This is a genomic window from Pseudomonas sp. FG29 (genome assembly GCF_057809355.1).
Window position 1 is genome coordinate 1 of the sequence record NZ_JBMDJU010000046.1, and the last position, 12967, is coordinate 12967.

Here is a 12967-nt window from a genome sequence, read left to right on the forward strand (position 1 = left end):
CGTACTTCTTCATGACCTCCTGCCAGCTCAGATGCTCGATGTAGGTGCTGCTGAGCCGAAGGTGAGCTGCAGACAAGTTCTCCTCCAGTCTTAGCAGGTTGAGCCCGGGCGGCGTTGTGGTCGCGGTGCCGTAGGTCTGGCCATCCACGCGGCCACCGAAAGCGCTCTGCTGCAGGTAGTAGAACCTGGCTGCACGCTGGATGTCGGTCAGTGTCTCCGGCCGAGTGATCTGCAGCCACTTGAAGACCTGGCGGCTGCTAAGCGCCCACTTGAATTGCCTGACGAACTCCTCCAAGTGGTTCTGTACCACCCTGTAGAGGTTCACCAACTCGCCGTTCACATCGTTCAGCACCTCCACCTCCGCCGGTACCGGCCGGAGGAAGAACAGCGCTGCGCCTCCGGCGAACGGCTCGACGTAGCAGCTGTGCTGAGGGAACAAAGGGAATATCCGGTCTGCAAGGCGGCGCTTGCCACCTATCCAGGGGATGATCGGTTGTGCGGACATGGAGCCTCCTGATGGCTTGGTGCGCTCGATGGCGGTTGCAAGAGGCTCTCGGCCTTCAGGTGGTTCAGTGTCCGGCAGCGCGGACACTTGATCTGGAGTTCGGTGAATCCACTGGCGGTTGCCAGCTTGCGGCCACAGTGGCCGCAACGAATGTCTTGCATATTCTGCAAACCTTTTGTGCTTCTGGTAGGCTCCCCGCCGCTCACGCGTGAGCAGGGGGCCTCGGCTGGCTTGCAGGCCTGATCTGCAGGTCGGCGATCAGCACAGGTGTTCCCGCACCTGGACTGATCGCCCTCTTCTTATTGCATCGACTGGGCGAACCAGCGCTCCGGCGGCAGCATCCACAGATGCTGCGGTGTCACACGCCGCAGAGACTCCTGTCGGAACCAAGGCTCCCCCGCCTGATCGGCGGCCCAGGCCACCAGCTCCGAGCAGAACCATGCATCATCCTCCTGCCAGTCACGGCGCAGGCCGAGGCCTGCGATGGCAGTCCAGTCGTAAGGCTTGCCGATCTGGCTTCTGGCCACATCAATGATCGCTTCCGGGTTGTTCGCTGGCAGGTCTACCAGGCAGTACGCCGAGGCCCGCTGGATGGCATACGACTTGGCTACCTGCCTCACCCCTTCCAGCGCGACGGCCTCGATCACATGAGACCCTGACACCAGAGCCACATGGCTCCAGCGTGACCAGGTAACCGCACGGATCAGGCCGCTGAACGGGTGGCGCGTGGTACTGAACAGCAGTTGAATGCTCGCCATCGCTATGCCCCCGAATTGTTACCGACACCCGCAACGGCGGCATCTATTCCAGCTATGGTCTGCTCGGTGAGCTGCTGGGCCAATGCGACCTGGTCGGTGGCCATCAAGGTGCGGACTTGTTCTTTCGCCGCAAGACGTGTGGCACGCAGCAGCTCCAGAGCGGCGGTGTACTGTGCAGCCTCCTGCAGGATGCTATCGGCTGCCTGCTGTGCCGTACGGCCGTTGATGGCCCAGGCGGCGACCATGGCAGGCACTTCGCCCTGATAGTCAGCAGCGGCGAACTGCTCGGCCTGCAGCCGGGCGCGGTCATACTCCACGGCGCGAAGCGGGTCGCCTGCGACGGCGCGACGGGCTCGATCAGCAGCCGCATCAATACGAGCACACAGATCGAACTCGGTGGGAATGTAGACGGTGCTGGCCAGCACAGGATTGCCGTCTCCGTCCGCTTCAAGTTGTCGGCCGGCTAGCTCGATGTACCGCTCTTTGGTGATTTTGACGACGGGCTGTCCAATAGCATCGCCTGTAACGTTGCCGGGGTATAGACCCTTGGTCGCGGGGCAGAAGAAGTATTCCATGTCATTTACCCAGTGAGATGTAGAAAGCCTGTTGCGCGCCCGTTGGCGTGCCGCTGCTCGTCGCCGCGTCGAGCGAGACGGTCAAAGTACTGAGGCTGGTGGGGAAGGTGTTAACCGGGAATGAGTCACTGACGATTGCATTGCGCTTGTAATTGCCCACAGCCCCCCAGTGTTCAGTTGGGTAGGCGTGTGCCAGCGTGACGGTAGTTGTTCCGCCCGTTGAGTTGGTTGTGATGTCGGCATAGCCCCAGTTTGCGATCAGCCCGCCGAGCCATGTTGGCAGCGCGATGTAACCATTCACGGCAAGCAAGCATGAGAAGCCCTGACGCAATTTTTTCGGCGTCACTGCAACGTTATCCAGAGCCCCGGACTCAACTTCGTCCTGCGTGGCGATGCGTAGCACACCACGTAGCAACTCAGTGGCGTTCGCTGCTGTTGAGCGCAGGGCTTGGAATACGCGCAGCGGAGACATCCAGCGCTTGGTTGCAGTTCCGGCTTCCGCTTCTGGCAGCGTTGCCTCATCGTCGCCCGTAACCAATACCGTCCACGTTGACCACGCACTACCAGACCACTGGCTGCGCTTGTAGACGTTTCCGAACGAATCCATGAAGAGCTGGTGTCTACCACCAGAGCTACCCCGCTCATAGTGCTGCACGGTGCCGATCATGCCGACAGCCGGAGGCGTGCCAAGCGTTGAGGCGGTGACGATGAAGACGCCATTGATAACCAAGGTGTCGATGTTCGCAGCCGGCGCTGCAGCCGACGCGACGCCGGCCTGACCTAGCGCGACGGCGTCGGCAATGCCATAGCCAGCCAAGGTGGTCGGGTTGCTCCCGCCGGTCACCCGCCCACGCTTATCGACCGAAACAGAACGATAGGTGCCAGCTACTACACCCGATGGGCCAGCGACGATCTCAAAAGTCAGGGCGGTGGTTCCGAGCACAATGGGGGCGTCGGTTACCAGTTGCCAAATGCTGTCGCCCTGGTTCGCGCCCTGCTCAACTGTCACTAGCAGCCCTGGCGTAACCTCGATGCTGGCATCGGCATCCTGGGCACGTGACCAGGCACCGGCTGCAACAACGTAGATACCGTTGGTCTTCGCATCGGCCTGATCCTTCACCAGGGCACGGTCGCCGGCCGCAAGAGCCACACCGTCAATGGTGAGCAAACCAGACAGCGCGCCCAGGTTGGCAGTTGTAGCCACCTTGACGCTGTTCTTGGCATCGAGCTTGGCCAGTTCAGTCTTGACATGATCAAGGACGAAAGCGCGGGAGGCCATCACTACCGTGTTGTCCACCACCAGATTAACGATGGCGGCGTTGCTGGTCTGGAAGATGGCGGTGACATAGAACTGCTTGGATGAGCCCGAATCCAGGATGGGCTTGACGCTCTCCGGGTACTTGCCGATGGAGTAGAGAATGCCGGTATCAGTGAAGATGCCGACCTCGCGAATCGTCCAGCCGCCTACTTCCGGAGGCAGGAATGCCTCTGCGTTGAGCCAGGTCGGATTATCCTCATCCTGCAGGAGCGCATTAATCGCCTGGCGGTGGGTCTCGCGGCGCAGTGCTGTGGCGTCCGGGCCTGGGTTATAGACAGCGCCATTGCCATCTCCAACCGCCATGTGAGTGAGTTTGATCGGCACCTGGTTGGCCTTGCACTGGGCCTCATAGGCCAGGCCAGCGTTGGTGAGGATGGTATAGAACTCCTGAGCCATCATGCCTCCAGCGGGTAGATAACAGTGCGCTCGATGCTGTGCAGCCCCGCACCGATGAATACCGGGTTGGTCTGCTCGATGCCATCGAGCTGTAAGGGATAAATAGTGGTGTGCTCGCCGCTGAGTATCGCGGCGGCGATCACCGGCACGGCAGAGCTATTGGTCAGAGATACCGTCAGCGAGTCGAGGCGCGAGCGCTTGTTCTTGTATTCCAGGATCAACGTGTTGAGGGCCTCATAGGTGGCATCGTCGATACCCCGATCCACCAGGTCGACGTCGACACGGAAGTAGTACGGCTCACCGCCGTACTCAAACCACTCCAACACCCGCCCTTCAAGGCCCAGCGTCACCAACACCTGCTCGACCGCCCAGCCAGTGCCCTTGAATCGGTGCAGCTCCACAGCGCGCTTGATCAGACTGCGGCGCTCCTGGACGGTACGGGCAAAGCGCCAACCCTCCAGCCCGGAAACATGAAACTGGTCAGCCAGGTATGGCAGTACCTGAGCCGGCACCACGTCGATCAGGTAGACCAACATGGCGTTGATATCGAGGCTGGCCATCTCTTCCTGGAGCAGTTCGCAGAGCAGCGTGAAGCGCTCGTCGCTGGCCAGGGCGGGAGGTAGCTGCAGGTCAGCCATGTGCTGCCCCAAACAGCGGTAGGGAAATCTCCGTACAGTTGGCCCATTCATGGCCTTCCACAGTGCGATAGGCCGGCGAGGCGAGATGCACGCGATACACGCCGCTCACCTGCAGCTTGGCAATGATCTGCTCCGGTACGATATCGACGCCCATGCGGGCTCGAAGAGTGGCGGTGTAAGCCACCGCTGCAGCCTGAGCTGCGGCCAGCGTGGTTTCCTCGTCAGCGTCCTCGTACAGCTCCAGGCTGGCATCGAGCACAAACGGTACTTCCACCGGGAGCTTGGCTGAAACCTTGTCCGTGAGTGGCCGCTTCTTCTTCGGGCTGATGTTGGCTTGCACCAAGGCCAGTAGCTCAGCGCTGGGCAGGCCGGTCTTCGTCAATGGGTAGACCCATACCTCGCCATCAGGCACGGTCGGGTCTTGCTCGCCACCGCGAACTGCCACATCAACGATGTCCTGGTGGGCGGCACGGGCATGGTAGATATACCCGCCCTCGGTGCCGGCAGTGCTGAAACTCTCCGGTGCCAGGATGATGCGCTCGATATAGGGCTCGTCCTCTTCCTGTTCAGCACCATCGGCTGATACGGTCATGTTTCGGGTCGTTATGCCCTCAATCGGAGGGGCGACCACGGTTGAAACCTGCCCCAGCGCCCAGCCGTTGCCGACCTCACCGGGCGTCTCGCAAATAATGGTGGCGCTGCCCTCCAACTGGCCCGCCGGAATGCTCAGGGGAGACTCGGTATAGAAGAACAACTTGCCATCAAGCGTCGCCACACGGGTGCCGGCCTTGAGGATGACTGCGCTGGCCTGAACGGATGGCAGCGTAAATACCTGGGTACAGCGCGCTGGCTGCGCCTGCAGGCGCGGTGTGCCGACCAGCTCTCCCAGGTAATCGAGGATCGGCCCGCCGGAGAAACGCACCAGGAGCTTTTCGCCCGCGTTCTGGATGGCGGACAGGGCCAAAGTCTTGGCGTAGGCAATCTGGTCGATGAACAGGCGCTCGATCTGCGCGGGGTAAAGCGTCTTGCCGCTCTTGGCCTCGTAACGGGCAACTAGGTCGGCCTCGATGGCGGCGGGGTCGATCTTCACGAACTCAGGTGGCGTTGGCATAGGGCACCTCGGTCTGCTGTACAACGCCGCCTGCCACCTGCCACTTCACGCGCAGGGTGACGTGGCTGCCGTCGATCTGCGCCTCAACCTGAACCACCTCCATGCGCGGCTCCCACAGGCGCAGCGCAGTCACAGCCTCGCGCACCAGGTGCGGCACCACCCGGTTGACGGGCCAGTCGATGTAGTTGTGCAGGTCGCTGCCGAACTCGGGGCGGTGTGGGTCGCTGCCACGCGGCGTGGTGAGGATGATGCGGATGGCCTGGTCGATATCGCTCAGGCCCTGCACCGCCTCACCGGCCGTGCCGAGGGCCGGCTGCCAGTGGGCGGAGGTGATGCTGGTGTAGGCGATGGGCGTAGTCATGCGCCCATAATGAGAAAGCCGGCAGGCGCCGGCTTTTAATCAGGTTTAAAGAGAACTGCACGGGCTATAGATCATTGTTTCCGGCGTTATCTGCCACTCTGGCTGGGTGAAAGTACAGCCGCTTTGTGTCACCAGTTTCAGGGTGCTCATAGACATCGAAGTCATCTAGACCGAAAGCAGTGGACTCCTGCAATCTGTAGCCGTCCTTAAGTAGCTGGTTCCGACAATCAATCAGTGCTGGAGTACCAAGCATATAGCCAAGATAGAAGCCTCCCATGGTGCCGTTCACCTCTGACTCCACGACCGCTCCTTCTGCAGCTGCCCAAGTGCAGTTTTTACCCTTGAAGATGCGATCTAGTTCGGAAATAGCCAGGTCGAGTAGCTTTCTAAGCTGTTCTTCACTATTAGCCTGGATACTCAGGCTCAAAGATCTTGGGTTTTCCACGTGTCCGCCCTCGCGCTACGCCTATGATCTTTGAAGGTTAAGAGATTGAACCGTCTGCATCTACCGGTTAGTGGGTGTGGTGGTTCGAATTGCCGCCAGCATCCATGATCGTGCCGGTTGCGTTGACGTCGCCATTAACCTGCAGGTTGCCCTGCAGGGTTGTCTGCGCAGCGTCCAGGGTCACTGCCGGGGCTTTCACGGTCACCGGAGCCCCAGTCTCCACACTTAACCCCTGGCCACACTTGAGCGTGGTCGCCCCCACGCAATCCACCGCCAGCACATGCGCCGCCCGGTTGTAGGTCACCACCGTGCCGTCGCTGAAGCGCACGTAGTTGGTGTCCTGGTCGACCACGGGCGGCGGCTCGGCGGTCGAGTAAACTCCGCCCAGGTACACACCGCCGACGCCGTCGGCATCGAGCAGCACCGCCACCTGTTCGCCCAGCTCCGGCAGCAGCGGCCGGCTCTTCGTGCCCTGGGTGTGCCGTTGCGGTACGTTGAGCCAGTAGCTCTGCACCCCGTCGCGCTCATCCAGGCGCACGCGGATGCGGCAGCCCTTGTAATCCACGGCGCTGACTTCACCGTACTCCAACTCGACAGGCATGCTGCCTCCTATGCGGTGGCCACCGCCGAGCCGGAGTCGATGCCATAGGCGATCAGCTCCTGGTCGGGCTTGGTGGCATCCAGGGTGAGAGAAATAGCAGGCGCAGTAACCCGGCAGACTTGCTGCTCCGAGCTGTAGCCACCGGAGCGGGTAAAGCGGTGTCGACTGTTCACCACCAGGTAGTTGCCTCCGAGCACGCCCGGCGCCTGCAGGCCCAGCACACTGCCGCTGACCACATAGGGCCGGCCCATCATCGACCAGTTGCCCGTGGTGCGTTCGCGGTTGGCTCTGGCCACTTCGGCCTTGGCCTTCGCCTTGGCCACCTCGGCAGAGACGCTGCGCGAGCGGCGCTTGCGGGTGTCGGCACTGGTGGTCTTGCCGCTGGCACTGCTGGGCACGGCCACCGTCTGGCCATTCTCGACGGTGTAGCTGACCAACTGCTTGGTGGCCGGGTCTTTGTGCTTGACCGTCGCCTTGGCCGGCACTTGCTTGATCTGGTCACGCAGGCGACCGCCTGCCAGATCCTTCAGCGTGAGGGTGGCCACCGGAGCCGCCGCTGCCAGATCCGCGATGGCATGGAAGGCGAGCGTGCTGCCAACCACCTTGAAGGCGTAGTCATACTCTTCGGCCAGCTTGGCCAGGAAGGCCAGGTCGCCTTCCTGCTGGGTCAGCCTATCCAGCTTGATCGGCTCGATCTTGCCCACCAGCCGCAGGCCCTGGCGCGCAGCCACCTGGGCAGCGACTGCCGCCAAGGTGGTGTTCTCGTAGGCCCGGTGCTGCTGGGTACGCACCGCCGAGTTGATGCTGGCGGCCAGGGCGCGAATGGTCACCACCGAAGGCGCCAGGTCAATCTCGATGTCATCGATCTCGAAGCTGCCCAGGGCGCGAGGCGCGTGGCCGGCCCAACCGACCGAGAGTGTCAGTGTGTCGCCGTGCCCCGGATACCAAGCGTCGATCCACTTGCCATCAACATCCTCCAGCACGACATTCAACGAGTCCGATTCGCCCGCCAGGAAGTCCTGGTACTCCAACTCCAGGATGTGCTCGCTGACATCGCGAGTGATGTTGCGGTTCTGGTAGCTCAACGAGTAGTACGCGCTGGGCACCTGGTTTTCGGTCAACGCATCCACGGCGGCAGATCCTCAGTGGCGGCTTCGACATCGAGCAGCGGAATGCGTAGCTCCAAGCCGGCCGGCAGCGCCATGGCCAGCGGCACATGCGGGTTGGCTCGGATGATCGGGTCATAGCGGTAGGCCGAGCCGTAGTAACGGTAGGCGAGCTGATCCCAGCGCTCACCCTCGGTGGTGATGTGCGGAATGTAGGTGTCGGCCATCAAGCCCTCCGGGTAATCAGGTCAGAGGCCAGGCCGGCCAGGCGCGGGGCGCTACTTTCCATGCGCGTCATGGCCTGCTCGATGCGGGTGGTCGCGTATCTCACCTGGGCCTCGACGCTCGCCTCGGCAACACCGTCGAGAGCCGAGATGGCCTGGCCCACATCACTGGCCGCATTGGCACCCAGTTGCACCAGGTCGGCACCGCCATCAAGCAAGGCTGCAACATCTTGCAGGCTGCCCAACGGCTCCAGCATCTGGCGAGCAGCGCCGACCAAGCCAGGCAGGCGGTTGAGCATGGCCAAGGGGCTGCCTTGCATGTCGCGCACCAGCTGGAAGGCATCCAGGCCTGAGCGCACCAGGCTGCCAGCGGTGCGGGCATAGCCCAGCGCCTGCTGCGCGGCAGTCACCAACGGCTTGGTGCCGGCCGTCACCTGCTCCAACGGCAAGGCCAAGGCACTGGTGTTCGCCTGCAGGCTATTGCGCAAGCCAAGCGGAACCGGCAACGGCTTGGTGTATTTGCCGGTGTACTCGCGCAAGCTCAGGCTAAGCTGGGCAGCGAACAGTCTGCCGGCGTAGTCCGTCTTGCGGGTGGTCACGTCCAGGGCGGTAATCAGATAAATACCCCGGAAGTCGCCACTGCCCAGCACATAGGGCAACGGTTCATGCGCTGATTTGGCGGCCTTTAACTGGCGCACTTGCTCCTCGGGGTCGCCAACCGCCACATGCAGGGCAATCTCCAAGGTCAGCTCGTCCAGCCCATCACCCACCCATTGCAACAGCGGCTTTCCCTGCAGACGGGCATGCTCTGCATAGTCCGCCGAGGTACGCTCCGATTGTGCCGAAGGGTGGCTCAGCACCTCGAACTCGATCTCGCCCAACACGCCCCAGGTCATCAGATATCTCCGTAACTACGCCGCGCCATACCTTGCTGGTAGCGCTGCATCAATCGCTCGAACTCGGCAAAACTGAGCGTCATGGCCTGGCGCACCTGGTTGCCTACATCACCACCGCCATGCACCTGGATGGTCGGGCTAAAGTGCACGGTCATGCCGCCGCCGGCACCGGCGGCACCACCAGCCAGGGCCGATGCCCGGCTGACCGCCGCCATGTTGGGCGCCCCCAAGGGCACCTGGCTGCCTTCGGCCATGCCCAGGGCAGCCTTGCGCACCAGGCCGGCCTGGCTGGTGATGCCCAGCGCTGCACCTTCGGAGATGTTGGCGCCGTAACCCATGAACACTCGGCTGGGCGAGTGAATGCCCAGTGTCTCGGTGAACCAGCCCTTGATCGAGCTGCCGAAGCTGACCACCGTGTCCCTGGCCGCGCTGAGCTTGGCCGTCATACCGCTGACCAGGCCACTGATGACCATGCTGCCGAACTCGCTGAACTTGCCGGGCAGCTCGATCCCGAAGTAGCTCATCACCCCGGCGAACGCCCGATAGAACAGCCCAAGCGGGGTGAAGTTGAGAATGGTGGTAGCAATACCCGACAGCCCGCCGCTGAAGCCGGCCTTGATCTCATTCCACAAGCCGCCGAAGAAGCCCTTGATTGGCTCCCAGTAGCGGTAGATAAGGTAGGCGCCCAAGGCGATGCCGGTGATCAGCAGACCGATGGGGTTCATCAATAGCGCCCGCCCCAGCCACAGCACTGCCTGCCCAACAACCTGCAGACCATAGAGCAGCGTTCCGCCAAGGATTTTTCCCAGGAACAAAGCGCCTCTCGCCATCATCAGAAGCGGCATCCCGAAAGCCATGACAAAGCCCCGCAGGAACAGTCCACCATAGCGAACCGTGGTCAGCAGGGCACCGCCCATCCAGCGCAATCCGGAACCTATCTTGATCAGCCCGGTGATCATCGGGGCGAACTTGCCGGCCTGCCACATACCCCGCAATAGCGTCCACTTGGCTGAAAGCGAGAGGAATGTAGTCGCCAGGCCAACTACGGGCGATATCGCCAGGTTGGCACCGTAGGCCACGCCTATGAAGGCCAACTTTCCGGCTAGCAAGCCACCCACCAGGCCGACGATGCCCTTGACCAGAGCAGGGTTCTCACCGGCCCAGTCGGAAAAGCCTTTCACCAAGGGAATGGCGGCCTGGGTGACATCTACCAGGGCCGGCAGCAGCACGCTGCCTACGGAGATGCCCAGCTCGGAGAGGTTGGTGGTCAGCGCCTTGAGCTGCTCCCTGGGGCTCTCCATGCGTTTCTTCCAATCGGCATCGAGCACGCCCTTGTCGGCGGCGTCGATACTGCCCTGCTGGATGGACGCCAGGTCGGCCCGATTGGCGAGGGCAGGCCGCAGGAAGGACAGCACCTGCTGGTCGGCAAACAGCTCGCCTAGCTTGTAGGCTTCACTCAGCCTGGCCATCGCGGCTTGGCTTTCGGCCTCGTCCTTCATGGCCATGGCCTTCTGGAACTCGCCAGCCGCTGCTGGGCCTTTGCTGCCCACGTACTGCGTCACCACCTCCAGCATGGCCTGGACGGGTGTCAGCCCATTGGCCACCAGGTCTTTCATGCTCGTTTGCAGGTCAATGCCCGCACCCTCGAAGGACTTCAGCGTGTCCTTCGCGGTGAGTTTGGAAAGGAAGTTCTTGAAGTTGTTGGCCGCCTCGTCGTTGGTGCCGGCACCGCGCCGAGCAATCTGCAGGGAGGCGCCGATCTCTGCCACGGCCTTCTCGCCGGTCACGCCCAGGGCAGCAAACTGCGGAGTGAGCTGTGGCAGCCACTTGGCCATGTCGGTCAGCTCGAACTGGCCACTCTTACCGGCGAAGGCCAGCATGTTCATCGAGCGTTCAAGGCCCGAGGCGCCGATCTTCAGGTTGTCATTCAGCGCAATGGCCACCGAACCCAGGTCATCCATGCTGGCCCGCGTGGCGGTGGCTGCCTTGGCCATTACCGGCGCGTAGGCCGCCAGCTCCTGGACGTTTGAGATGCCCCCGGCGATCAACACCTGGGCACCAGCTGCCATGTCCATCTGGGTCTGGTTCCACTTCAGCGCGGATGCACGCAACGTGTTGCCGAGCTGCACTTCCTCGGCTGCGCTGAAGCCCCCGGTGATGGCGATATCGTTGGTGCGATCCTTGAACTCCATGGCAGTGCGCCCGGCCAATGCCAGCGGCGCACCGAGGGCGGCACCGGTACCCGCTGTCTCCATAAACTGGCCGCGCAGCTCAGCCCGGCGATCCTTCAGCACCTCACCTCGCGCAATGCTGGCCGTCAGCTTGTCCTGCTTGACCTTGAGCTGGTCGATGGTGCGGCCGATCTTCTCGTAGTCGCGATTCAGAGCGGCCAGGGTGCTGGGCGCGAGCGTACCCATCTGCCGGCGGATAACGTCGCCCAGTTCCTTCTGTTTGAGGGTCAGGCCATCGGTGGCGCGCCCGAGCTGCTGCACAGTGGAGCGTGCAGAACCGAACGCGGCATGCAGCGAGCCACTGACTACCGCACCAATCTTGAGGCCGACTAGAACTTCGTTCGCCATGGTTTATTTGCTACGCTGCAAGCATGTTTGAAAACGTTGCCACCCAGACTTCCCGCGCTCTCTACGCCCTGGTCATCACCGGGTGCGTGGTTGCGCTCGCCTGGTTGTGCCTGGCGAAGCTGCCGCTGCTGGGTGCGGTGCTGGCGTTCTGCCTGGGGCTGCCGTTGCTGATGCTGGTGGCCGCCCCCTTGGCAGCGGGCGGCGCATTTTTGGTAGGGCTGGTGGCTGGCCTGCTGGCTACCGCTGGTTCAGCCGTTCAGCGTGCTCGATCCGGCGGTTGATCTCCCGCTCGCACACCTCGCACCACCGCCAGTAGTCCTCCATCTCCAGCTCGGCTATCTCACTCGGCTGCATCCGCAGCACGAGCAGCAGCGCCTCGTCCCAGGACTGCAGAACCGTCTCCGCCGCCAACCACTTCCCGAAACACCTCGGTCACCGTGCGCGAGTCGGCAATGTCCAGCTCACCCAAGTCTTCCAGGGTCAGGCCGGTCATCTTGGCCGACAGGTGATCCTCCAGCTCCGCTTCGCTCTTGGCATGCTGCTGAGCGGCGGCAATGTCCTTGCGCTTGAGGCGGCGAATGGGCAGTTTGTCGATACGGTTGCCCGCACCGCCGGTGAAGGGGAACTTGAGGGGAATGTGCAGGGCTTCAGCCATGTTCGTTGCTCCGGGTGATGGGTTTCCGAAAGGAGCCCTGAGCATCGCGCTTGGCCGGCCAACAGGCTTTTAATCTGGTTTAAAGAGAAGCAGACACAGGTATAGGAAAGACATGGTCAAACACGAGCAGAATGTAGATCGGTTCAACAAGCTAACCCGGCAAATCCTCGATACCGTGAGGGAGAGCTTTCCTAAGTCAGCCATCCTCAATACCAATACGTTCAACTTGGAAATGGGGAAGTTCGACGGCCCTAATCGGCTACTCAGCAATGATGAGGTTTTCCTTGGCGCTACACTGGACTGGTTGGCTGGTGAGGGCTTCATTCGCCATGTGAGCGGTGGTATTTACGTCATCACGCTGAAAGGCCTCGAACTGCTCGGTGACGTACCCGAAAGTCTGCAGCGCGAATAAAAGAAGCCCCGCACTAGGCGGGGCTTCTGCTTCCATGCTGGGCCGTCCTGGCCCTGATCCACTCGGGCTAGGCCTGCCCGATGTTCTTGCGATACGTCGCCAACTGATCCTCACCATCGACGCGGAAGATGTTCGACAGGTAGTCCAGGAGCAACACCTCGCGACCGTCCAGGAGCTGGCGCACGTAGATGGCGGAGAACGGCGTCTCGAACTTCGCCGGGTCGCGCGGCTTGAAGCTACCCAGCCCGTACTCCTTCGGCATGATGGTCAGGAAGGTCACCAGCGGGATCTCGTTAACCAGGCCACCGTTATTGAACACCTGGACGTTGCTGCGGCACTGCAACTGCACGGCCTTGAACGGGCTGGCCAGCTTGGTACCGGCCTCGG

Annotated in this window: 18 protein-coding genes; 2 read left to right on the forward strand and 16 right to left on the reverse strand. The window is 62.1% G+C overall.

Annotated elements, in window-relative coordinates:
- The 14 genes from ACODS1_RS23895 to ACODS1_RS23960 form a co-directional block, all read right to left on the reverse strand.
- The coding region (locus tag ACODS1_RS23895; protein ID WP_489087607.1) for a DNA adenine methylase at positions 1-505 on the reverse strand (505 nt) is incomplete at its 3' end.
- On the reverse strand, positions 475-666 hold the full coding sequence (locus tag ACODS1_RS23900; protein ID WP_489087608.1) for a Com family DNA-binding transcriptional regulator: 192 nt from the start codon (positions 664-666) through the stop codon (positions 475-477). The genes ACODS1_RS23900 and ACODS1_RS23895, both read right to left, overlap by 31 nt.
- Before the next feature lie 138 nt (positions 667-804).
- Positions 805-1263 carry a YiiX/YebB-like N1pC/P60 family cysteine hydrolase gene (locus tag ACODS1_RS23905; protein ID WP_489087609.1) on the reverse strand — a complete coding sequence of 153 codons (459 nt, stop codon included), beginning with the start codon at positions 1261-1263 and terminating at the stop codon, positions 805-807.
- A 2-nt stretch (positions 1264-1265) separates the two neighbouring features.
- Positions 1266-1838, reverse strand: coding sequence for a hypothetical protein (locus ACODS1_RS23910; RefSeq protein WP_489087610.1), 573 nt, complete (start codon positions 1836-1838; stop codon positions 1266-1268).
- Position 1839: 1 nt separating this feature from the next.
- A complete protein-coding gene (locus ACODS1_RS23915; protein WP_489087611.1) occupies positions 1840-3552 on the reverse strand; it encodes a phage tail protein in 1713 nt (570 codons plus the stop codon).
- Positions 3552-4190, reverse strand: coding sequence for a phage tail protein I (locus ACODS1_RS23920; protein ID WP_489087612.1), 639 nt, complete (start codon positions 4188-4190; stop codon positions 3552-3554). The genes ACODS1_RS23915 and ACODS1_RS23920 overlap by 1 nt, the downstream gene beginning before the upstream one ends.
- Entirely contained in the window at positions 4183-5280 is a 1098-nt protein-coding gene (locus ACODS1_RS23925; protein WP_489087613.1) for a baseplate assembly protein, read from the reverse strand. The genes ACODS1_RS23920 and ACODS1_RS23925 overlap by 8 nt, the downstream gene beginning before the upstream one ends.
- A gap of 4 nt (positions 5281-5284) precedes the next feature.
- Complete coding sequence (locus ACODS1_RS23930) at positions 5285-5662, reverse strand: GPW/gp25 family protein (protein ID WP_489087614.1); 378 nt, start codon at positions 5660-5662, stop codon at positions 5285-5287.
- 64 nt (positions 5663-5726) lie between these two features.
- Entirely contained in the window at positions 5727-6089 is a 363-nt protein-coding gene (locus ACODS1_RS23935; protein WP_489087615.1) for a hypothetical protein, read from the reverse strand.
- An 85-nt stretch (positions 6090-6174) separates the two neighbouring features.
- On the reverse strand, positions 6175-6708 hold the full coding sequence (locus ACODS1_RS23940; protein ID WP_489087616.1) for a phage baseplate assembly protein V: 534 nt from the start codon (positions 6706-6708) through the stop codon (positions 6175-6177).
- Between the two features lie 8 nt (positions 6709-6716).
- Positions 6717-7838 (reverse strand): phage late control D family protein, encoded by a 1122-nt coding sequence (locus ACODS1_RS23945; protein WP_489087617.1) that lies wholly within the window; start codon positions 7836-7838, stop codon positions 6717-6719.
- Complete coding sequence (locus ACODS1_RS23950) at positions 7826-8041, reverse strand: tail protein X (RefSeq protein WP_489087618.1); 216 nt, start codon at positions 8039-8041, stop codon at positions 7826-7828. Before ACODS1_RS23950 ends, ACODS1_RS23945 begins: the two co-directional genes overlap by 13 nt.
- The gene (locus ACODS1_RS23955) at positions 8041-8934 is read right to left on the reverse strand and encodes a phage tail protein (protein WP_489087619.1); all 894 of its coding nucleotides are present in this window, start codon (positions 8932-8934) and stop codon (positions 8041-8043) included. The genes ACODS1_RS23950 and ACODS1_RS23955 overlap by 1 nt, the downstream gene beginning before the upstream one ends.
- The gene (locus tag ACODS1_RS23960; RefSeq protein ID WP_489087620.1) at positions 8934-11513 is read right to left on the reverse strand and encodes a phage tail tape measure protein; all 2580 of its coding nucleotides are present in this window, start codon (positions 11511-11513) and stop codon (positions 8934-8936) included. The genes ACODS1_RS23955 and ACODS1_RS23960 overlap by 1 nt, the downstream gene beginning before the upstream one ends.
- A 23-nt stretch (positions 11514-11536) precedes the next feature.
- Here ACODS1_RS23960 and ACODS1_RS23965 point away from each other — a divergent pair, with 23 nt between their 5' ends.
- Entirely contained in the window at positions 11537-11794 is a 258-nt protein-coding gene (locus ACODS1_RS23965) for a hypothetical protein (protein ID WP_489087621.1), read from the forward strand.
- 59 nt (positions 11795-11853) lie between these two features.
- On the opposite strand, the gene ACODS1_RS23970 is transcribed toward ACODS1_RS23965, so the two are convergent.
- Positions 11854-12168 carry a phage tail assembly protein gene (locus ACODS1_RS23970; protein ID WP_489087622.1) on the reverse strand — a complete coding sequence of 105 codons (315 nt, stop codon included), beginning with the start codon at positions 12166-12168 and terminating at the stop codon, positions 11854-11856.
- Between the two features lie 112 nt (positions 12169-12280).
- Between ACODS1_RS23970 and ACODS1_RS23975 the strand changes: the two genes are divergently transcribed.
- Positions 12281-12580 (forward strand): hypothetical protein, encoded by a 300-nt coding sequence (locus ACODS1_RS23975; protein WP_489087623.1) that lies wholly within the window; start codon positions 12281-12283, stop codon positions 12578-12580.
- Between the two features lie 67 nt (positions 12581-12647).
- Here the strand turns inward: ACODS1_RS23975 and ACODS1_RS23980 are convergent.
- Positions 12648-12967: phage major tail tube protein (locus tag ACODS1_RS23980; RefSeq protein ID WP_489087624.1), on the reverse strand; the 320-nt coding region annotated here is incomplete at its 5' end.

Coding starts and splice junctions, on each gene's coding strand:
- ACODS1_RS23960 (WP_489087620.1), bottom strand. CDS start 11,513: ATGGCGAACGAAGTTCTAGTCGGCCTCAAGATTGGTGCGGTAGTCAGT.
- ACODS1_RS23940 (WP_489087616.1), bottom strand. CDS start 6,708: ATGCCTGTCGAGTTGGAGTACGGTGAAGTCAGCGCCGTGGATTACAAG.
- ACODS1_RS23965 (WP_489087621.1), top strand. CDS start 11,537: ATGTTTGAAAACGTTGCCACCCAGACTTCCCGCGCTCTCTACGCCCTG.
- ACODS1_RS23970 (WP_489087622.1), bottom strand. CDS start 12,168: ATGGCTGAAGCCCTGCACATTCCCCTCAAGTTCCCCTTCACCGGCGGT.
- ACODS1_RS23900 (WP_489087608.1), bottom strand. CDS start 666: ATGCAAGACATTCGTTGCGGCCACTGTGGCCGCAAGCTGGCAACCGCC.
- ACODS1_RS23955 (WP_489087619.1), bottom strand. CDS start 8,934: ATGACCTGGGGCGTGTTGGGCGAGATCGAGTTCGAGGTGCTGAGCCAC.
- ACODS1_RS23920 (WP_489087612.1), bottom strand. CDS start 4,190: ATGGCTGACCTGCAGCTACCTCCCGCCCTGGCCAGCGACGAGCGCTTC.
- ACODS1_RS23950 (WP_489087618.1), bottom strand. CDS start 8,041: ATGGCCGACACCTACATTCCGCACATCACCACCGAGGGTGAGCGCTGG.
- ACODS1_RS23930 (WP_489087614.1), bottom strand. CDS start 5,662: ATGACTACGCCCATCGCCTACACCAGCATCACCTCCGCCCACTGGCAG.
- ACODS1_RS23905 (WP_489087609.1), bottom strand. CDS start 1,263: ATGGCGAGCATTCAACTGCTGTTCAGTACCACGCGCCACCCGTTCAGC.
- ACODS1_RS23910 (WP_489087610.1), bottom strand. CDS start 1,838: ATGGAATACTTCTTCTGCCCCGCGACCAAGGGTCTATACCCCGGCAAC.
- ACODS1_RS23915 (WP_489087611.1), bottom strand. CDS start 3,552: ATGGCTCAGGAGTTCTATACCATCCTCACCAACGCTGGCCTGGCCTAT.
- ACODS1_RS23975 (WP_489087623.1), top strand. CDS start 12,281: ATGGTCAAACACGAGCAGAATGTAGATCGGTTCAACAAGCTAACCCGG.